A 17,123-nucleotide genomic window follows, 5' to 3' on the forward strand; every position below is an offset into this window, starting at 1 on the left:
CCGCAATCGTTCCCGAGCGCCGCGTGCCATCCAACCTCCCCTCCCCGGAGCCCACCAGATGAAAAACTCCACCCTTCTCGCCCGCACCGCACTCGGTCCGGCGATCGGCGGCACCCTCTTCTACGTCGCGGGCCACTATCTGCCCCCCACCCCCTACTGGGACAGCTTCCTGCGGGTGCTGCCCGCCGGTCTGCTGCTGCTGGCGATCCGCCCCGGCCTGCCCCGCGGCGACTGGTGGTGGAAGTCGCTCGTGCTCGGCACGCTCAACATGGGCATGTTCACCCTGTTCCTGCTGATCTCGGCGCAGCGGCTGCCCGGCGGCGTCGCAGCCACGCTGAACTCCACGTCCAGCCTGGTGGCCATCGCCGTCGCGTCGGTGGTCCTCAAGGAGAAGATCCGGCCGCACCACTACATCGCCTGCCTGGTCGGTGTCACCGGCGTCGCGCTGCTCGTGCTGCGCAGCTCGGCGAGTCTCGACGCGATCGGAATCCTGGCCGGCTTCGGCAGCGCCTCCAGCATGGGTATCGGCAGTGTCCTCGCCCGTAAGTGGGGCCGCCCCGAGGGCGTGCACAGCCTCACCACGGCGGGCTGGACCCTGCTCGGCGCCGCCGTCGTCCTGCTGCCGCTCTCCCTCATCTTCGAGGGGGCGCCGCCGAGCTTCACCGGCAGGCAGCTGGCGGGCCTGGCCTGGGCCGCGTTCGTGGTCGGCGCGCTCGGCTTCGCCCTCTTCCTCTCGGGCGTCCAGCGGCTGCCGGTCTCCCAGTCCGCTCCGCTTCCCCTGATGAACCCGGTCACCGCGGCGATCGTCGGCTGGGTGGCGGTCGGCGAACGGCTCACCGCACTGCAGGCCCTCGGCGGAGTGCTCGTGTTCAGCGCGATCCTCCTGGTCGCCAACCCGAAACTCCTGGGCCGCTTCTTCCCCCTGCCGGAACCGGCGAAGCCCACCGCCCCCACCGCCCCCTCCGCCGACGACACAGCGCGGGCCGCGTCGTCCTCCTAGACCGCGGCGCGGCTTGTTCCTGAGAACGGGAGAGCAGGAGAAGGAATGAAGAACTACGACGTCGTCGTGATCGGCGGCGGGCCGACCGGGCTGGTCCTGGCGGGACTGCTGTCGCGGGCCGGGGTGCGGGTCTTCGTCGCGGAGCGCAGGCTCCACCGCGGGGACCGGCCCAAGGCGGTCGTGCTGCACGCGCCGACCCTGGAACTCCTCGACTCCTTCGGGCTGCTGGACGATGTGTACGCCCGCAGCATTCCCCTCGAACGGTTCACCTTCCGGGTCAGCGGGGCGGGGACGTACTCCGCCGAGATGACCGGAATGGACACCTTCCTGGACGGCTACCGGAACATGCCGCAGCCGATTCTGGAAGGGCTGCTCGAGAAATACGCGCTCGAATTCGGCGCACAGACGGAACACGGCGTCAGTTATCTTTCCCACGAGGCGACCGACACCGGAATAACGGTCCGTTTCGAAGGCCATGAGGATATTCGCTGTTCCTACCTGATCGGCAGTGACGGCCCGCGCAGCGCCGTGCGCGAGTCCCTGGGCATTTCGATGACCGGCCGGAGTCTGACGTCGAGCTATCTGCTCGTCGAAGGCATCCAGCGGGAACTCGTCGGCCGGGACGAAGTGGGTATCTACGTCGGGGAAGCGGGCATGGTCACCATGATGCCGATCCCCGGCGACCAGGTTCTCGTAGCTGGTCCGGCGGTGTCCGGGCTGGTTCTGGAACGTGGCGTGGACCTGCCGTGGAGCCGGATCGCCGAGGCGATCGAGACCCTCGGCTTCGGCAGCCGGCTGAGGCTGGCGGACGCCGTTCGCACGAGCCAGTACTCCGTGGATCTGCGGATCGCCGACCGCCTGGTGGCCGGAAACGTCGTACTGGCCGGTGATGCCGCGCATTTGAACACGCCGGCCGGTGGACAGGGACTCAATCTCGGAATAGGCGACGCCTTCGCACTGGCCTGGAGAATTCTCCTGGCACTGAACAATGGCGATTCGAGTGTGCTTTCGGGATATGATGAGGAACGTCGCTCCTACGCGGAAAAGGTAGTGAAGACGACATTCCTGGCGCCGTTCATCGAGCGGATCCGGGCCACGGACGACACGACCGGCACGGCTGTCCAACAGGAGCTGGACGGACTGGCTCTGTCCTGGAGTCAGCTGTATCCGGGCGACGAGAACTGGAACGGCGCCCACTACGAGCTGACAGCCGGAGCGCGGGTTCCCACCGCCCTGCGGACCACTGGTGGACCCGTCCCCTTCCTTCCGCTGAGCGACCGCGTCGACGGTTCGACGCTGGTGCTGTTCGACGACGGCAAGCCCGTCAACAACGCCGACGCCAACGCCAACGACTTCGACGACGCGGTTGCCGAGACCCTCGCCTCCGAGCCGTCGATCCCCCCGGTACGGGAGGTACACCGGCTCCCCCGGCCCACGCACGGCCGGGTCACCGCGCCGGCGAACGCCCGCGGAATCCTCGTACGCCCGGACCGCCGGGTCGCGCGGGTGCTGGGGGCACAGCCCCCGAAGGCCCCGACCGCCCCGGCTGCTTCACCATCCGACCAGGCCCGGCCGGATGCACACCCCTCCACCACCCAGAAGAAGTGGGACCCCCGATGACCACCGCCGCCACTCACACCACCGACGAGACCGTCGACGCCTTCTTCGCCGCCTTCGGCGCCGGGGACTCCAAGGCCCTGCTGGGCCAGTTCGCCGACACCGTCGACTTCTACGTCGCGGGCTCCCCGAGCATCCCCTGGGCCGGCTCCCGGTCCACCCAGGACGAGATCGCCGAGTTCTTCGGTCTCTTCCCCCAACTCCTCAGCGGCCCCGAGTCGTTCGAGATCACCACCCGCGTCACGCAGGGCCAGGACGCCGTGGTCATCGCCAACTGCGTCTTCGAAGTGATCGCCACCGGAAAGAAGTTCACCAACCGGTACGCGCTGCACTTCACCGTCACCGACGGCCGCATCGTCCGCTACCACATGTACGAGGACAGCTACGCGATCCACGAGGCGTTCACCGCCTGACCCGGCCCACCGGCCGCGTACCCGTAGCCGTACTCGCACCCGTACTCGTATCTCGTACCCGCTGAAGTTCCGTCAGTTCCAAGGAGAGAAGAACGATGTCATTCCCGGCCATGCCCAAGGCAGTCCACCAGTTCTACGCCGGTTCGCTGGCCGCCGACGCCGAGCTGTGGGGGGCGGGTTTCGCCGAGGACGCCCTCTTCCACGACCCGGTCGGCAGCGAGCCGATCCGCGGCCGTGACGCGATCCTCGCCAAGCTGCGCAAGGTGATCCCGCTGTTCGACCCGTTCATCGGCATCACCCCGATCGAGGCGTACACCACCGGCGGCGAGACCGCCGTCTCCTGGCGTGGCGCGGTGGTGACCACCGACGGCAACCCCGTGAACTGGTCCGGTATCTCCGTCTTCCGCCTCGACGACGAGGGCCTCATCGCCGAGGCGCGGCTGTACTTCCACCACGGTGTGTTCGCGGCGCAGGCACAGCTCGGGGACCACTGAGTCCGCCCCCGCCCCGGCGCACCGCGCCGGGGCGGGCGACAGCCGACAAATCCTGATGGGGGAGAACACATGCAGGTCAACGAACGAATACGGGAGCTTCGGCTCAGAAGCGTCGACGAGGTTCTGGGGGACCGTCACGCACGGTTCTTCGGGGAGGGTTTCAAGCGGGTCACGTACTCGCTGACCGACATCGCCATCACCACCGGCACCCCTTCGACGCCGGGCGAGGTGCGCGCCACCGCCGGCATCCACCTGCCCGACACCTGGTCGCGCAAGGGTGAGGCCGTCCAGCGACCGCACCTGTCGACCCTCGACGGGATGCTCCTCGCGGCCCGGCTCACCGGTCTGTACGCCGCCCACACCCACCGTCTGGCGGCCGACGCGCCCTTCCGGGTGCTGGGCATACGCATCAAGGCGGGTGCCGCCCCCGACGAAGAGGGCCTCGAGCGCTTCGACGTGACGGCCCGGCACCGCTCGACCACCGCTTCCCCGGACACCGCCGGCCGGTGCGTCACCACCATGGAGTGCACGGTGGCCTCCATGACCCTCCAGATCGAGGCCGAGCACCCGGCAGCGGACGCTCCCGTCCACGGGTCCGGCTCCTACAGCACGGCCGAGGACCTCGACGGCCCCTGGAACTCCACGGCGTTCGGCGTCTCGCACCACAGCCGCGGGCAGTACCTGGAGGACGTGGTGGCGGACCTCTCCGCCGGCACGGCGCACGCCCGGCTCACCCTCGTCGACACTCCCGGCCCTGCTGACACGGACACGGACACGGACGCGGACACGGCGAAGGAGCACGGCCCCACCGCGATCGACCTGTTCGTCTCCGCCCTCCAGCTCGGGCAGGTGCTGCTCTACGAGCTCGACGGACTGACCCGGGCGGAGTCCAACACGCTGTGGATGCGCAGCACCGTCTTCGCGCCCACCACCGAGACCGAGGCTGAGTCGGAGGCCGGTCCCGGCGGCCGTTTCCACGTCGCGCTGGACCGCACCGCGCAGCTTCCCACCGCCGAGGGCACCTGGCGCACCGCACGCATCACCGCCTCTCTCGGCGGCACTCGGCTGACCTGCAACGTCGTACACCTGCTGCCCTGACCGCTGCCATCCGCCAGAAAGCGATCGCCGTGCACACCACACCTGTCGCGCTGGTCGGTCTGGGCAGCTATCTGCCCCCGCAGCGCATCACCAACGCAGCCCTCTGCGAACGTCTCGACACCACCGACGAATGGATCACCAGCCGCACCGGCATCCGTAGCCGGCACTGGGCCGGACCCGGCGTCGCCACCGGTGATCTCGCCGTCGAAGCCGGCCACCGGGCCCTGAAATCGGCCGGCATCGAGGCCGGCGCCGGCGCGGTCGACCTCGTCGTACTGGCCACCACCACACCCGACAACCCCTGCCCCGCCACCGCACCCGACGTGGCCTCCCGCCTCGGCCTCGGGCCCGTAGCGGCCTACGACATCGCGGCGGTGTGCTCGGGCTTCCTCTACGCGCTCGCGGCCGCCTCCGCGTACATCGCCGCCGGGCAGGCGCAGCGGGCCCTGGTCATCGGGGCCGAGACCTACTCCACCATCCTCAACCCGTCCGACCGGACCACCAACGTGATCTTCGGTGACGGCGCGGGAGCGGTCGTGCTCTCCGCGGCGTCGAACCACGACGACCACGACCACCACGACAGGGCCGGTCTGCTGCTCGGCTTCGACCTGGGCTCCGACGGCTCCGGACGGGACCTGATCACCATCCCGGGCGGTGGTTCACGCCAGCGCGCCACCACGTCGATGCCCGACGCCGACGACCGCTACTTCACCATGCAGGGCAAGCACGTCTTCACCCAGGCGGTCAACCGCATGACCGAGTCGTCACAGACCGTCCTCGACCGGCTGGGCTGGACGGCCGAAGAGGTCGACTGGCTCGTGGGCCACCAGGCCAACGTACGGATCCTCAACGCCGTCGCCCGCGGTCTGGGCATTCCCGCCGAGCGCGCGGTCATCAACCTCGACAAGGTCGGCAACACCTCCGCCGCCTCGATTCCGCTCGCCCTCGCCGACGCCGCCGCGAACGGCTCGCTCACCCCGGGCTCGCGTGTCCTGCTCACCGCGTTCGGCGGCGGTCTCACCTGGGGCGCGGCGGCTCTCACCTGGCCGGACATCGTGCCCGCCTGAGCGTTCCCGCCCGGCATCACCCACGTAGCTCCCCGTTCTCCTCGTACCCGGAAGGCAAATTCTGACATGAGCACCTCAACTCTGCCGCTGGCCGACGTCCTGATCGACATCCTCCGCTCCGACTACGAGGTCCCTGAGAACACCGACGTCGACACCGACTTCGAGAGCCTCGAGTTCGACTCCCTCGTCCTGGTCGAGTTCGCCGTGGCGCTCTCGCGACGCTTCGACGTCAACGTGGAGGACCACGAGCTCCAGGAGGCCGGAACCATCGCCGCCACCGCCGAGCTCCTGAAGTCCAGGGGCGTCCAGGGCTGACCCGATCGGTTCCGCCCGCCCGACGCCCCCGCCCGACGCCGCGTTCGCCGGCGTCGGGCGGGGGCGCAACGCCTCACAGGAGAGACCATGAGTCCCCAGCGCCTCGCGTTCTTCGACGTCGACGGAACCCTCACCACGGACATCACGCTCTTCCGCTTCCTGCGCTTCTACCTCGTGGCGCGGGGACACGGCCCCCAGGTGTACGAGCAGCGGCGTCAGCGGCTGAAGGCCATGACGGCCGTGGGTGTGCCCCGTGAGGCGACGAACCGCGCGTACTTCACCAACTTCCGGGACGCCGACGCGGCGACGGTGACCGACCTGGCCCGGGTCTGGTTCGAGCGGGAGCTGGACCAGGGCGGCTTCCTCAACCCCAGTGCCGTCGACGCGCTGCACCGGCACAGGTCACGGGGCGAGACCGTCGTCCTCGTCTCCGGATCCTTCCCTGCCGTGCTCCTGCCGCTCGCCGAACACCTCGGCGTGACCGACGTCCGGGCCACCACCCCCGAGATCCTCCACGGCCGCTACACCGGGGAAGTGCTGCGCACACCGATGATCGGCGCGGCGAAGGCCGACGCGGCGCGGCTGGCCGCCTCGGTCCACGGGGCGGACCTCGCCGACTGCACCGCCTACGGCGACCACCTGTCCGATCTGCCGATCCTGAACGCGGTGGGCACACCCGTGGCCGTGGCGGGCGACCCACGCCTCGATCAGCACGCCCGGGCCCACCACTGGACCGTCCTGCCCGGCGCCCCCGAACCACCGGAACTCCCACTGAGCGAGTGCGCCACGCCCGGGGACGACGAACGCCGGGCACGGGCCGTAGGGACAGGGACAGTGCGGGCGGTACGAACGGCATGAACCGTACGGGCGATACCGGCGGTTGAGGTACGGGAAGCCATCGGCTGAGCGACTACGCGCCCGCCCCCGAGCCGCGACCACACCCGCCTCCCCACCCAGCCCGTACGGCCTGCCGGGTGACCGGCGACGGCCGCCTCAGCGTCCCCCTCGTAGGGCCAGCAGGCGCATGGTGTGGGCGGCGGACGCGAGGGTCATGTGGCGGTGCCAGCCGCAGAACGACCGGCCGACGAAGTCCCGGGTCCCTGTGCGGTCCGCGCCGAGGCTGCGGTCGAGGGCCACCTTGCGGGTCAGCTTGGTCAGTTTCAGCAGGTCCGCCGGAGCGGTGTCCGCAAGGTCGGACACCCACACCTGGGCGGGACCTTCCTGCTCGTGGCGCCACTCGCCGAGGAGCACGAGAGGCCGCTGATGACCCAGTCCGGCTCCCGCCACCCGGACCCGGACGGCGGCCACGCTCGACGTGTGCACGCTGCCCGAGCCGCCCGGGTCGGCCCAGTCGACGGCTCGCCGGGAGAACCTGGCCGATTCCAGGATGCTCGCCGCCGACACGGGCCACTCGTCGAACCCCGGCAGCGCGGGGTCGTCCACGACGAACCGGGTGCTCGCGGCGATCCTGGCCACCACCGGCAGCCCTCCGGCAGCGAGGCGCCGGGCGGACTGCCAGTCGGCGTCCGCCCGTAGGTCCATGAGCACGGGCCGCGGCGCGACGGGCCAGTCCCGTGCCGCCTCCAGCACCGTGTCGGCCGCGCACCGCTCCATCGACTCGTAGGCGACGGCGGGCGGGATGTCGGCACGTCCCCGCAGTGCCTCGTCGTCGATCCAGTGCCGTGGCATGAACAGCTTCCAGTTGACGGGCGCGCTGAAGGCCGTGGAGGCGTACCACGCGCCGAAGGCCCGCTGGCCGCTCACGGACCGGCCGGCCTGGGGGTCGAGGAACCGGTCGACGCCCACGGTGTGCTCGCCGTCCTTGGGGATGGTCACGGCGTGCAGCACCCATGCCTGGGGCGGGCACAGCCGGTCGAGGAAACCGGCGTGCGCGGCACGCATCGGCTTCCAGTCCCAGGTCGAACCGCAGATGAAGTGGTGCAGCCGCTGCTCCTCGTCCGGCCAGCCGAGCGAGAGGGCGATGTTGCGGACCGACTTGCGGCCGTCGGCGAGCAGCAGACCGCGCAGATAGTGCTCACCGCGCACCCGCTGGTCCCGTCTGCTGAGGGAGGAGAAGAGCGTTTCCAGGAACTCCTCCCGATGCCGTCTCAGCTCGGCGGTCCTGTGCTGGTCGCTCGGGATCCGTCCGGGACCACGGCTGATGGTGGTGCTGGTGCGCTGTGAGCGTGCGGGCCCCGGCTGGACCACGGTGTACATAGAGCTCCCCCATCTCGTGCGGGCCCGGCTGGCCAGGGCACCGCCTGGGGAAAATATAGAATACTCGTTTTGTTTTCGCATCCCCGGTTGGCCGCGAGCCAGCTCACACCGACGATGACCGACGGGCCGACGGGCCGACGGGCCGACGGGGCCAACACAGGCGACGGCATCAGGCAGCCTCCGCCGCGGTCGAGCACGCAGCGGACTCCCGGCCGACCGGCGCCCGACTGCGCCCGTGCGCCCGACTACGGCCGACAGCCGTGCCGCCCGCGCCCGACCGGGCCGACAGCCCCGCCGCCGCTACCGAACACTTGCCCAGTGCTCCACCCTTCAGGGTGGAGGTGAAGGGCATCCTGCCCATAGCGGCCCGGCGGGCCGCAGCGGCATGGCTGGAATCGCCTTGTCCGACAACGAAGTTGTCCGACCTACCGCCGGACGGGCGGGAAGTCAGGCCTGCGGAGGCCACGTAAGACCAACCCTCACCGGTCGGCAGAGGACCGTGAAACAGGAACCCGCGGTGGTACCGCGCAGCAGTACGGACCGGAATCTCCCGCCCTCGGGCAGGAGAGGGCGTCAAAGCGCACCCCCCGCGATCCCCCGCTCGATCAGCGGCCATACGCGGGCGAGTTCGCCGCTGAGATCGGCCCGCCGCCCGGCCGGTGTGCGCGGATGCGCCTCGACCCCGGCCACCAGCCAGCCCACCAGCGCCGCCACCAGGTACGGCCCGCCACCGGGGCCGAGTTCGCCGCGCGCGTCGGCCTGGTCGGCCAGTTCGACGAGGCGCGGCATCCACGCCTCCTGCCAGTCGCCGGCGATGTCCGCCCGCTCGCGCGCCAGCAGGGCGGTCGCCCGGACGACGACGTCCTCCTCGATCAGCCGCACGAGGGTGCGCAGCAGCAGCCCCACCGCCCGCAGGGGAGAGTCGTACTCCTTGGAGACGGCCTCCATCACCTCGCGAGCGGTCGCGGCGCCCAGGTGGACCACCGCTGCGGCCAGACTGGTCTTGTCGGGGAAATGAAAGGTCAGGGCGCCCATGGAGACGTCGCACAGCTTGGAGATGGCCGCGAGGGTGGCCCCTCTGTAGCCCTGTGCGTCCATGCACAGGGCGGCGCCCCGGATGAGGAGCTCCCGGGTATGTGCCGCCCTGACCTGCACCGCCGCGATCCCTCCCCTGGGGCTTCCGCCCGGCCGGGCGGAACCGTCGGGGCGACCGGGTTCATGCGGCCGCCCCGATGCGGAAACTACCTCCCGAGCAGGACTTTTTCAAAGCGACCGTTCTTTTTTTTCCAGCCCGGGGCGGGGAGTTCTCGGCGCGAACAGATCAGTGAGTGGCGGTCGCACCCCCGTCGACCGGCACGGCCGCTCCGGTGACGAAGGAGGCCTGGTCACTGCAGAGCCAGGCGGCGGTCCGCGCCACCTCCACGGGGTCGGCCATCCGCTTCTGGATCGAGGCCGCCGCGAACGCCTCCTCCAACTCCGGTGCCTGCTTGAGGACTTGCTCCATCATCTCGGTGCGGGTGCTGCCCACCACCAGGGCGTTGACCCGGATACCCCGGACCCCGTAGTCCGCGGCGGCGGCCTTGGTCAGGCCGATCACCGCGTGCTTGGCGGCCACATACGCCGCGGACGCCCCCGTCGCCGCGGTGCCCGCGACACTGGAGGTGTTGACCACGGCCCCGCCCCGGCCGGACTCGAGCATGGCCGGTATCTGATGCCGGAGACAGTTCCACACGCCGCGCAGATTGACGTCGATGGTCTGCTCGTACGTCGCGTCGTCGACCTCGTGGAGCGGCAGACCGGCGGTGGCGTACCCGGCGTTGTTGAAGGCGGCGTCCAGGTGGCCGAAGGTGTCGACCGCGCGCTCGACCACGCGGGCCATGTCCTCGGACCGTGCCACGTCGCCGGGCACGGCCAGGGCACGGCCGCCGAGGCCGCGTATCTCCTCGGCCAGGGCCTCGAGCGGCTCGGCGCGCCGGGCCGTGAGCACGACCGCCGCGCCCTCGGCGGCGAAGAGCCGGGCCGCGGCTGCCCCGATGCCGCTGGAGGCCCCGGTGATCATGGCGACTCTTCCCTGCAGCACGGTCACACCCCCCACGCGTCGCCGGTCGCGGCCTGGGCGTCGACGAGGCGCAGCAGGTCCTCGTCGATCCGGTCGAGGCGGTCGACGACGTGACGCACTCCGGCCTCCCCCATCAGCTGACGCTGGAATCCGTGCTCGAAGGGGCTGGGGAGCCCGATGAAGGGGGTGCCGAGGAGCTTGGCGGCTTCCGCGACGCGGGCCACGTCGTCCACGAACACGGCCTGGCCGGGCTTCAGTTGGAAGACGTCCGTGGTGATCTCGTGGACCCCGGGCCGGAAGTCGTTGGTGCACACGTACCCCGGGCCGTCGAAGAGTTCGGCGTGGGCCCCGAGGAAGTGGTCGAAGTGGGCCTTGGGCAGTCCGCCGTAGCAGACGGTGCGCAGCCCAAGACTCCGCAGAAGCCGCAGCAGTTCGACCGCGCCGTCCGCCAACACGACGGGATGGCGGGCGACATGGCGGTCACGTTCCTCGAAGTAGGCGGCCAGGGCCTCCTCGCCGGACATGGTGCCGCCCACGGCCTCCGCCATGCGCTGCCCCGCGATGTGCTGGGGCTGCGAGAAGATCGCACGCTCCGTCTCGGCCGTGTACGCACCGCCCCGACTGACGACGAAGTGGTGGATGACCGGACTGAAGGTGTCGTTGAGCAGCACCCCGTCGATGTTGAGCGCGGCCAGCCGCAGTCTTTCGAATTCCCGTCTCATGTTCCCCCTCCAGAGGTCCCGCGCCCGCCGTCCGGCGACTCCGGGCGCGCGCACAGCTGGTGCGCGCGCAGGGAGTCGCCCGGGCGTCGTTGCTCGGGGCGGACGGAGGCGGCAGGCCCTGATCATGTGGATCACCGAGTCACCGGAACGCCGGATCACTCGGATCACCGGGCCACCGCCGCGCGGGGCCCGGTCAGGTCATTGAACCCGCAGCGGGAAGACTGCCATAGACGGCCGCCCTGCCCTGCTCGGGATCGATCACGATGCGGACCACCAGCGCGGGGACGGCGACGCCGGGGAGCACCAACTTCCACATACGGACGGCGCGTTGTGGCAGATCCGCTCGCCCGCTGGCGGCGGCGGAGAAGAGCTGCATACCCGTACAGGTCTCGACCACGAGCTCGGCCAGCTCCTTCGGGTCCACCCCGGCCTGCAGTTCCCCCCGCTCCGCGGCCGTGAGCAGGCACTCCTCCATGATGGCCGCCCACTCCTGGTAGGGAGTCGCGGCGCCCTCCATGCCGAACGCGCTCTGCTCCGTCGTCAGGCGGACGCCGGCGCGCAGCAGTGTGTCCGTCTGCAGCAGATGGGACCAGATCATGGTGATGTCCACCAGCCGCTGGAGTCCCTCGGAGGTCAGCAGCGGCATTATCGTCCGCGGCTGCGCCTGCATGACGGCGCGGGCGAGGCCTTCCTTGGACGTGAAGTGGAAGTAGAGGGCGCCGGAGGTCGCGCCCGCCCGCTCGAGGATGCGGTTGATGCTCGCGCCGGCGTACCCGCACTCGTCGAACACCGCCGCCGCGGCATGGAGGATCGCCTCCCGCGTCTCCACGGCTCGTTGCTGCTTCAGCTGTCTCATGGCGACTCCAAAAAAGAATAATCATTACGCTAAAGCTCGACGAAAACTTTTACGCTTTGCCAACGAACGCCCGATATGCACCCTGAGCCATCGGTCGTCCGAGCCGAGCGACGCCCACTTGCTTGACGTCTTATTGAAGGCCCCTTTACCTACCTGTGAACATAGAGAGCAGAGCAATCTTTATGTTTATGTGACCCAGCCTCGCGGCCGGGTCAGAGTTGGTCAATGCTAGGGGGAGCTCGCATGTCCATTACCGCTCAGGTTCCGCCAGACGCCGTGGTCGGCATTCCGGTCACGAGTGACTATGTGCACAAAGTGGACGCGTCGGAGGTCCTGCTCACGGAGTGGCAGGAGACGGGGCCCGACACGTACCGCATCTTGGCCGACTGGCCGAAGGACCACAGCTTCTACCGCTCCAGAAACGGGCTCCACGACCCGCTCCTCTTCGCCGAGACGATCCGCCAGACGGTGCCCCTGCTCAGCCACGCCGCCTACGGCGTGCCCTTCGGCCACCGCCAGTCGTGGAGCAGCCTGAGCTACGCCCTCACCCCCACGGCCCTGGCCGTCGGCGAGGGCGACACGGCCGTCGAACTCCGCGTCGCCTGCCAGGACGTCGTACGCCGGGCCGGCCGGCTCGCCTCGGTGAACATGCAGCTCGAGATCGTGCGCGACGGCATGACGGTGGGAACCGCCCAGACCCGCTTCGCCAACCACGCACCGGCCCTCTACGAGCGTCTGCGCGGCCCCTACGCCGACATCGCCTGGTCCACCGGCCGCGCACTCCCCGTGTCACCTCCGGTGGCGCACCTCCGCGTCGGGCGCGACCACCCCGGGGACGTGGTCCTGTCCGCCTCCGACGTGCCGGGGCGCAGCCGGCTGCGGGTCGACCTCCGGCACCCCATGCTGTTCGACCACCCGGTCGACCACGCGCCGGGCATGCTGGTCCTGGAGGCCGCACGCCAGGCCGCGCAGGCCCTGGCACACCCGCGGCCCGTGACGGCCGTCGGCATGGACGCGGTCTTCGCCCGCTACTGCGAGTTCGACGCACCGACCTGGGTCCACGCCAGCCTCCTGGACTCACCCGACGGACGTACGACCCGCGCGGTCGTCTCCCTCGTACAGAACGACCTGTGCCTGTTCTCCGGCGTCATCACCCTGCTGGAGACGCAGGCCAACTGACCGCCGACAGGCAGCGCACGGGGAGAAACGATCCGCCCCTCCCCGTGCGCTCGCGGCGACCGGGTCCTCGATCGCCCTGCCCGGCGAGCCGAGTTGGGCAATGAGCGGCAGGGGGGCGAGGGTTGACCTCGGCCGAGCCGCCCCTCACGAAGGAGTTCGCCGTGGAATACCCAGACCTGTCGGACCTGCCCGCAGACCTACGGGAAGCCGTCACCGAGCACGGTTCGCTCAACGCCTTCCGCATGATCATGCACTCGCCCGCACTCGCCCCCGGCCTCCTCCAACTGACCGACGCGATCCTGCGGGGCAACTCCCTCCCGGACCAGCTGCGCGAACTCGCCATCGTGCGGGTCGGCCACGCCTACCAGGCGCCGTACGAGGTTCACCACCACGAGAACATCGGCCGCCTGGCCGGTCTCAGCACTGCCGCGCTCACCGCCGCCGCGACCGGTTCCACCGAGGGACTGTCGAAGGAGGAGGCGTCGGTCCTGCGCTGCACCGACCGCCTGCTCGCCCGGCACACCCTGAGCGACGCCGAGCGCACGGAGATGCTGGAGTTCCTCACGGTGAATCAGCTCTCCGACCTCGTCATCACGGTCGGCTTCTACCAGCTCGTCAGCAACTTCCTGAACACCTTCGGCGTGACGACCGAGGGCGAGATCAGCCCGTACTGAAGCCGACTCGGGGTTCAGCGTGAGCGGCCGTTCCTTCGCCGCGAGCGGCCGTTCCTTCGCCGCGAGCGGCCGTTCCTTCAGCCGTTCCTTCAGCCGTTCCTTCGCCGCGAGCGGTCGTTCCCTCGCCATGCCATGAGCCGGCTGTGTGCTGTACACGATGCGGCAGGTTCTGGTCAAAGGCTGTCCAAGTGCGGGCCGCCTCTTCCTCCGGTCGTGATCGGGTCCCTGCGACGGCTGTTGCGGCTGTCGTGGCTGAATCAACCCCCGTTTCTGGGAGGACCCGGTGTCAGCACCAACCCGTAGAAGACGATGGCTCACGATCTGCGCCGTCACCGCCTCCGCCGCCCTGGTCGCGGTACCCGCGGGCGCCGCGCCCGGCGGGGGCGGCAGCCCCTTCGGACCCCGCGTTCTCGGCCAACTCGCCGCGCAGCGCGAGCAGTCGGTCGGCGCGCTCACCCCCAGTCTCAAGGGCGACGACGGTGACGGTGACGACGGCAACGAGGCCGACGAGATCGCCGAGGGCGCGGACCAGTACTCCGAGGCCCGCACCTCACCCGGTGTCGTCGCACCGGGCGCGTACGGCGCCGCATGGCAGAGTCTGAGCAACTTGCCGCGCACCAAGGGGAGTTGGCGGAACGTCACCGACCTGCCCTACAACTCCGACGATCCGCGCTACCGGGACGTCGACTCCAACTCCAGTGGCGGCTCCGGCAATGTGACCGGCCGGATGGCCGCGATGGCCGCCGACGACTTCGGGTACGTGTACGCCGGCAGTGCGGGCGGCGGGGTGTGGCGGTCCAGGTCCGGTGGCGGGCACTGGCAGGCCATCAGCGACCGGCTGCCCGCGCAGTCCACCGGCGCGCTCGCCCTCGACGGGGCCGGGCGTCTGTGGCTGGGCACCGGCGAGGCGACGACCAACGCGGACGCCTACCTCGGCAGCGGCGTCTACGTCCTGACCCACCCGCGCCACGGCACGTTCTCCTCCCACGCCCGGGTCGGCGGCGACGAGTTGGAGTCCACCACCGTCCACCAGCTGCGCTTCGGCGGCGGCAAGGTGTGGGCGGCGACCAGCAAGGGCGTGTGGAGCCACTCCACGAAGACGCTGAAGGGCGCCTGGAAGCTGGAGTTCGCCCCCAACCCCGAGTTCCTGCCCGGTGGTTCGGAGGCGGCGGACCCCGCCGCCCCGTACAAGAACATCGCCAACGACATCGCGATCGACCCGAAGAACCCGAACAAGGTGGTCCTCGCGGTCGGTTGGCGCAGCGGTGACGACTACAACGGCTTCTACACCAAGGGCGCGGACGGCACCTGGACCCGGATCACCAGCGGTCTGGGCGACCTCCCGGCCGACCCGGACGACGTCGGCAACGTCACCTTCGCCCGCTCCGCCGACGGCTCCCGCTACTACGCGATCGACCAGTCACCGGAGCAGCTGAACACCAACCCGGACAGCGGCCTGGAGGGCTTCTACGTCTCCAAGTCCGGTTCCCCGACCGGCCCCTGGACGAAGATCGCCGACTACCAGGGCCTGGCCGCCTCCGGTTCGGCGCTGACGTCCAGCGGGTACATGCCCGGCGTCCAGGCCTGGTACAACCAGTTCCTGACCGTCGACCCGAGCGACCCGCAGCATGTGTACGCGGGGCTCGAGGAGGTCTACGAGTCCAAGGACGGCGGCGGCACCTGGTCGACCGTCGGCCCGTACTGGAACTTCAACTTCGCCTGCTGGAGCATCGACCCGGCCAAGCAGACCGGCGACTGCAGCCAGACTAGCCACTCCGACCAGCACGGCGTCGCGATCGGCCGCTACCACGGCAGGAGCTTCGTGTACGTCGGCAACGACGGCGGCGTCTACAAGCGCCCGCTCCAGGGCCGGCAGGACGCCGCCGGACACGCCACCGACTGGACCTCCCTCAACGACGGGACCATCGACACCCTCCAGTACTACTCGGTCGGCATCGGCAAGGACCTCGACCACGGGGGCGTCTCCGTCACCGGCGGCCTCCAGGACAACGGCCAGTCCGTGCTGCGCGGCAACGACCGGGTGATGGGCTCCAACTTCGGCGGCGACGGCGGCGACACCCTCACCGACCCGGCCAACGGCTGTGACATCGCTGAGGAGTACGTCTACCTGTCCATCCAGGTCACCCAGAACTGTGCGGTCAACAACGGCAGTTGGATCGACGGCTCCGGCGAGGTCACGTCCTTCAACGTCGCCCCGGCCGACAACGCCACCGGCGAGGCCCGCTTCATCGCCCCCCTCGCGGCCGACGCGAAGAGCCCGTCGACATGGATCGCGGGCGGCCGTCACGTGTGGGTGCAGACCCACGGGTACGCCATCCGCAGCGGCGACGAGTGGACCGGCGTGTACGACCTCGGCGCCGGCCACACCGCGACGGCCGTCGCGGCCTCCGGCGGCAAGGTGTACGCGGCCTGGTGCGGCCCCTGCAACAACCAGGGCTTCACGCGCGGCATCTCCGTCGGCAACGCGGACGGCACCGGCTGGCACGACATCGCACTGCCCGTCGACGGGACCGTGCCCAACCGCTACCTCAGCGGCTTCGCCGTCGACCCGAAGAACGCCGACCATGTGTTCCTCACGGTCAACGGCTTCTCCCGGCACTGGACCGAGGGGCCGGGCGCGGGCGTCGGCCATGTCTTCGAGTCCAAGGACGGCGGCACCACCTGGACGGACATCTCCAAGAACTTCCCGGACGTGCCGGCCGACTCCGCCGTCATCACCTCGAACGGCGGCCTGGCCGTGGCCACCGACCTCGGCGTCGTCTACCGCGCACCGGGCCGAACGACATGGCAGCGCGTGGGTGACCTCCCGGCCGTCGCCGTGCTCCAGCTGAAGCTCGGCCCCGACGGCAGCACCCTGTACGCGGCCACGCACGGCCGCGGTATCTACTCGATCAAGGTGCGCGACCTGGGCTGAACCAGTTGATCCCGATCCGCCGGTAACGTCACTCGAAGCGGGATGTTCCCGGCGGATCAGGGCGGTGGAGTCGTCAGGCGAGCGAGGCGAGGGCGGCGTCCAGGCTGGCAGCGGCCTCCTGGGCGACGGGCCGCAGGGCGGGCAGACCGGTGAGGGCGACCATGGTGTTCGGGTCCAGTGCCTGGACGAGCGTGTGGTCGCCTTCTCGGCGTACGACGACGTTGCAGGGCAGCAGCAGCCCGATGGCGCGGTCGGCTTCGATGGCGCGGTGGGCCAGGGCCGGGTTGCAGGCGCCGAGAATCAGGTAGTCCTCCATGTCGTGGCCGAGCTTGGCCTTGAGGGTAGCCGTGACGTCGATCTCGGTGAGGACGCCGAAGCCCTGGGCGGCGAGGGCTTCGCGTACGGCGTCGACCGTGGCGGCGAAGTCGCTGGTCAGGCTGACGGTGCGGTCGTAGCTCACGGGTTTCTCCAGTGATG

The 17,123-nt window shown here is 70.2% G+C and carries 17 protein-coding genes; 11 read left to right on the forward strand and 6 right to left on the reverse strand.

Features of this window, described 5'->3' with window-relative positions; translation table 11 throughout:
• The first annotated feature begins 58 nt into the window (after window positions 1-58).
• The 8 genes from OG241_RS23500 to OG241_RS23535 all read left to right on the forward strand — a co-directional run bounded on the left by OG241_RS23500 (window position 59) and on the right by OG241_RS23535 (window position 6,862).
• The gene (locus OG241_RS23500) at window positions 59-1,000 is read left to right on the forward strand and encodes a DMT family transporter (protein ID WP_405817571.1); all 942 of its coding nucleotides are present in this window, start codon (window positions 59-61) and stop codon (window positions 998-1,000) included.
• A gap of 45 nt (window positions 1,001-1,045) precedes the next feature.
• On the forward strand, window positions 1,046-2,620 hold the full coding sequence (locus OG241_RS23505; RefSeq protein ID WP_405817573.1) for an FAD-dependent oxidoreductase: 1,575 nt from the start codon (window positions 1,046-1,048) through the stop codon (window positions 2,618-2,620).
• On the forward strand, window positions 2,617-3,030 hold the full coding sequence (locus OG241_RS23510; RefSeq protein WP_319090610.1) for a nuclear transport factor 2 family protein: 414 nt from the start codon (window positions 2,617-2,619) through the stop codon (window positions 3,028-3,030). Before OG241_RS23505 ends, OG241_RS23510 begins: the two co-directional genes overlap by 4 nt.
• Window positions 3,031-3,125: 95 nt before the next feature.
• Complete coding sequence (locus OG241_RS23515) at window positions 3,126-3,524, forward strand: nuclear transport factor 2 family protein (RefSeq protein WP_405817575.1); 399 nt, start codon at window positions 3,126-3,128, stop codon at window positions 3,522-3,524.
• Window positions 3,525-3,593: 69 nt separating this feature from the next.
• Window positions 3,594-4,622 carry an AvrD family protein gene (locus OG241_RS23520; RefSeq protein WP_405817577.1) on the forward strand — a complete coding sequence of 343 codons (1,029 nt, stop codon included), beginning with the start codon at window positions 3,594-3,596 and terminating at the stop codon, window positions 4,620-4,622.
• Window positions 4,623-4,651: 29 nt separating this feature from the next.
• A complete protein-coding gene (locus tag OG241_RS23525; protein ID WP_405817579.1) occupies window positions 4,652-5,689 on the forward strand; it encodes a beta-ketoacyl-ACP synthase III in 1,038 nt (345 codons plus the stop codon).
• A 66-nt stretch (window positions 5,690-5,755) separates the two neighbouring features.
• Window positions 5,756-6,004 carry an acyl carrier protein gene (locus OG241_RS23530; RefSeq protein WP_405817581.1) on the forward strand — a complete coding sequence of 83 codons (249 nt, stop codon included), beginning with the start codon at window positions 5,756-5,758 and terminating at the stop codon, window positions 6,002-6,004.
• An 87-nt stretch (window positions 6,005-6,091) separates the two neighbouring features.
• Window positions 6,092-6,862 (forward strand): HAD family hydrolase, encoded by a 771-nt coding sequence (locus OG241_RS23535; protein WP_405817583.1) that lies wholly within the window; start codon window positions 6,092-6,094, stop codon window positions 6,860-6,862.
• A gap of 135 nt (window positions 6,863-6,997) precedes the next feature.
• Here OG241_RS23535 and OG241_RS23540 read toward each other — a convergent pair whose 3' ends face one another.
• From OG241_RS23540 to OG241_RS23560, 5 genes are all read right to left on the reverse strand, one after another.
• Complete coding sequence (locus OG241_RS23540) at window positions 6,998-8,221, reverse strand: IS701 family transposase (protein ID WP_405817585.1); 1,224 nt, start codon at window positions 8,219-8,221, stop codon at window positions 6,998-7,000.
• Window positions 8,222-8,794: 573 nt separating this feature from the next.
• Complete coding sequence (locus OG241_RS23545) at window positions 8,795-9,376, reverse strand: TetR family transcriptional regulator (protein WP_405817587.1); 582 nt, start codon at window positions 9,374-9,376, stop codon at window positions 8,795-8,797.
• A gap of 166 nt (window positions 9,377-9,542) precedes the next feature.
• The gene (locus OG241_RS23550; RefSeq protein ID WP_405817589.1) at window positions 9,543-10,301 is read right to left on the reverse strand and encodes an SDR family NAD(P)-dependent oxidoreductase; all 759 of its coding nucleotides are present in this window, start codon (window positions 10,299-10,301) and stop codon (window positions 9,543-9,545) included.
• Window positions 10,302-10,303: 2 nt separating this feature from the next.
• Window positions 10,304-11,002: an HAD family phosphatase gene (locus OG241_RS23555; protein ID WP_405817591.1), complete on the reverse strand. Its 699-nt coding sequence runs from the start codon at window positions 11,000-11,002 to the stop codon at window positions 10,304-10,306.
• Between the two features lie 193 nt (window positions 11,003-11,195).
• Window positions 11,196-11,858 carry a ScbR family autoregulator-binding transcription factor gene (locus OG241_RS23560; protein ID WP_405817593.1) on the reverse strand — a complete coding sequence of 221 codons (663 nt, stop codon included), beginning with the start codon at window positions 11,856-11,858 and terminating at the stop codon, window positions 11,196-11,198.
• Between the two features lie 243 nt (window positions 11,859-12,101).
• Here OG241_RS23560 and OG241_RS23565 point away from each other — a divergent pair, with 243 nt between their 5' ends.
• From OG241_RS23565 to OG241_RS23575, 3 genes are all read left to right on the forward strand, one after another.
• On the forward strand, window positions 12,102-13,037 hold the full coding sequence (locus tag OG241_RS23565) for a ScbA/BarX family gamma-butyrolactone biosynthesis protein (protein WP_405817595.1): 936 nt from the start codon (window positions 12,102-12,104) through the stop codon (window positions 13,035-13,037).
• A gap of 161 nt (window positions 13,038-13,198) precedes the next feature.
• Entirely contained in the window at window positions 13,199-13,711 is a 513-nt protein-coding gene (locus OG241_RS23570; protein ID WP_405817597.1) for a carboxymuconolactone decarboxylase family protein, read from the forward strand.
• Between the two features lie 283 nt (window positions 13,712-13,994).
• Complete coding sequence (locus tag OG241_RS23575; protein ID WP_405817599.1) at window positions 13,995-16,646, forward strand: glycosyl hydrolase; 2,652 nt, start codon at window positions 13,995-13,997, stop codon at window positions 16,644-16,646.
• A gap of 73 nt (window positions 16,647-16,719) precedes the next feature.
• Here the strand turns inward: OG241_RS23575 and OG241_RS23580 are convergent, their stop codons facing one another.
• Window positions 16,720-17,106, reverse strand: coding sequence for a DUF302 domain-containing protein (locus OG241_RS23580; protein WP_405817600.1), 387 nt, complete (start codon window positions 17,104-17,106; stop codon window positions 16,720-16,722).
• Window positions 17,107-17,123 lie beyond the last annotated feature (17 nt).

Origin of the sequence: Streptomyces sp. NBC_01390 (assembly GCF_045040105.1) — a bacterium.
Lineage (GTDB): Bacteria > Actinomycetota > Actinomycetes > Streptomycetales > Streptomycetaceae > Streptomyces.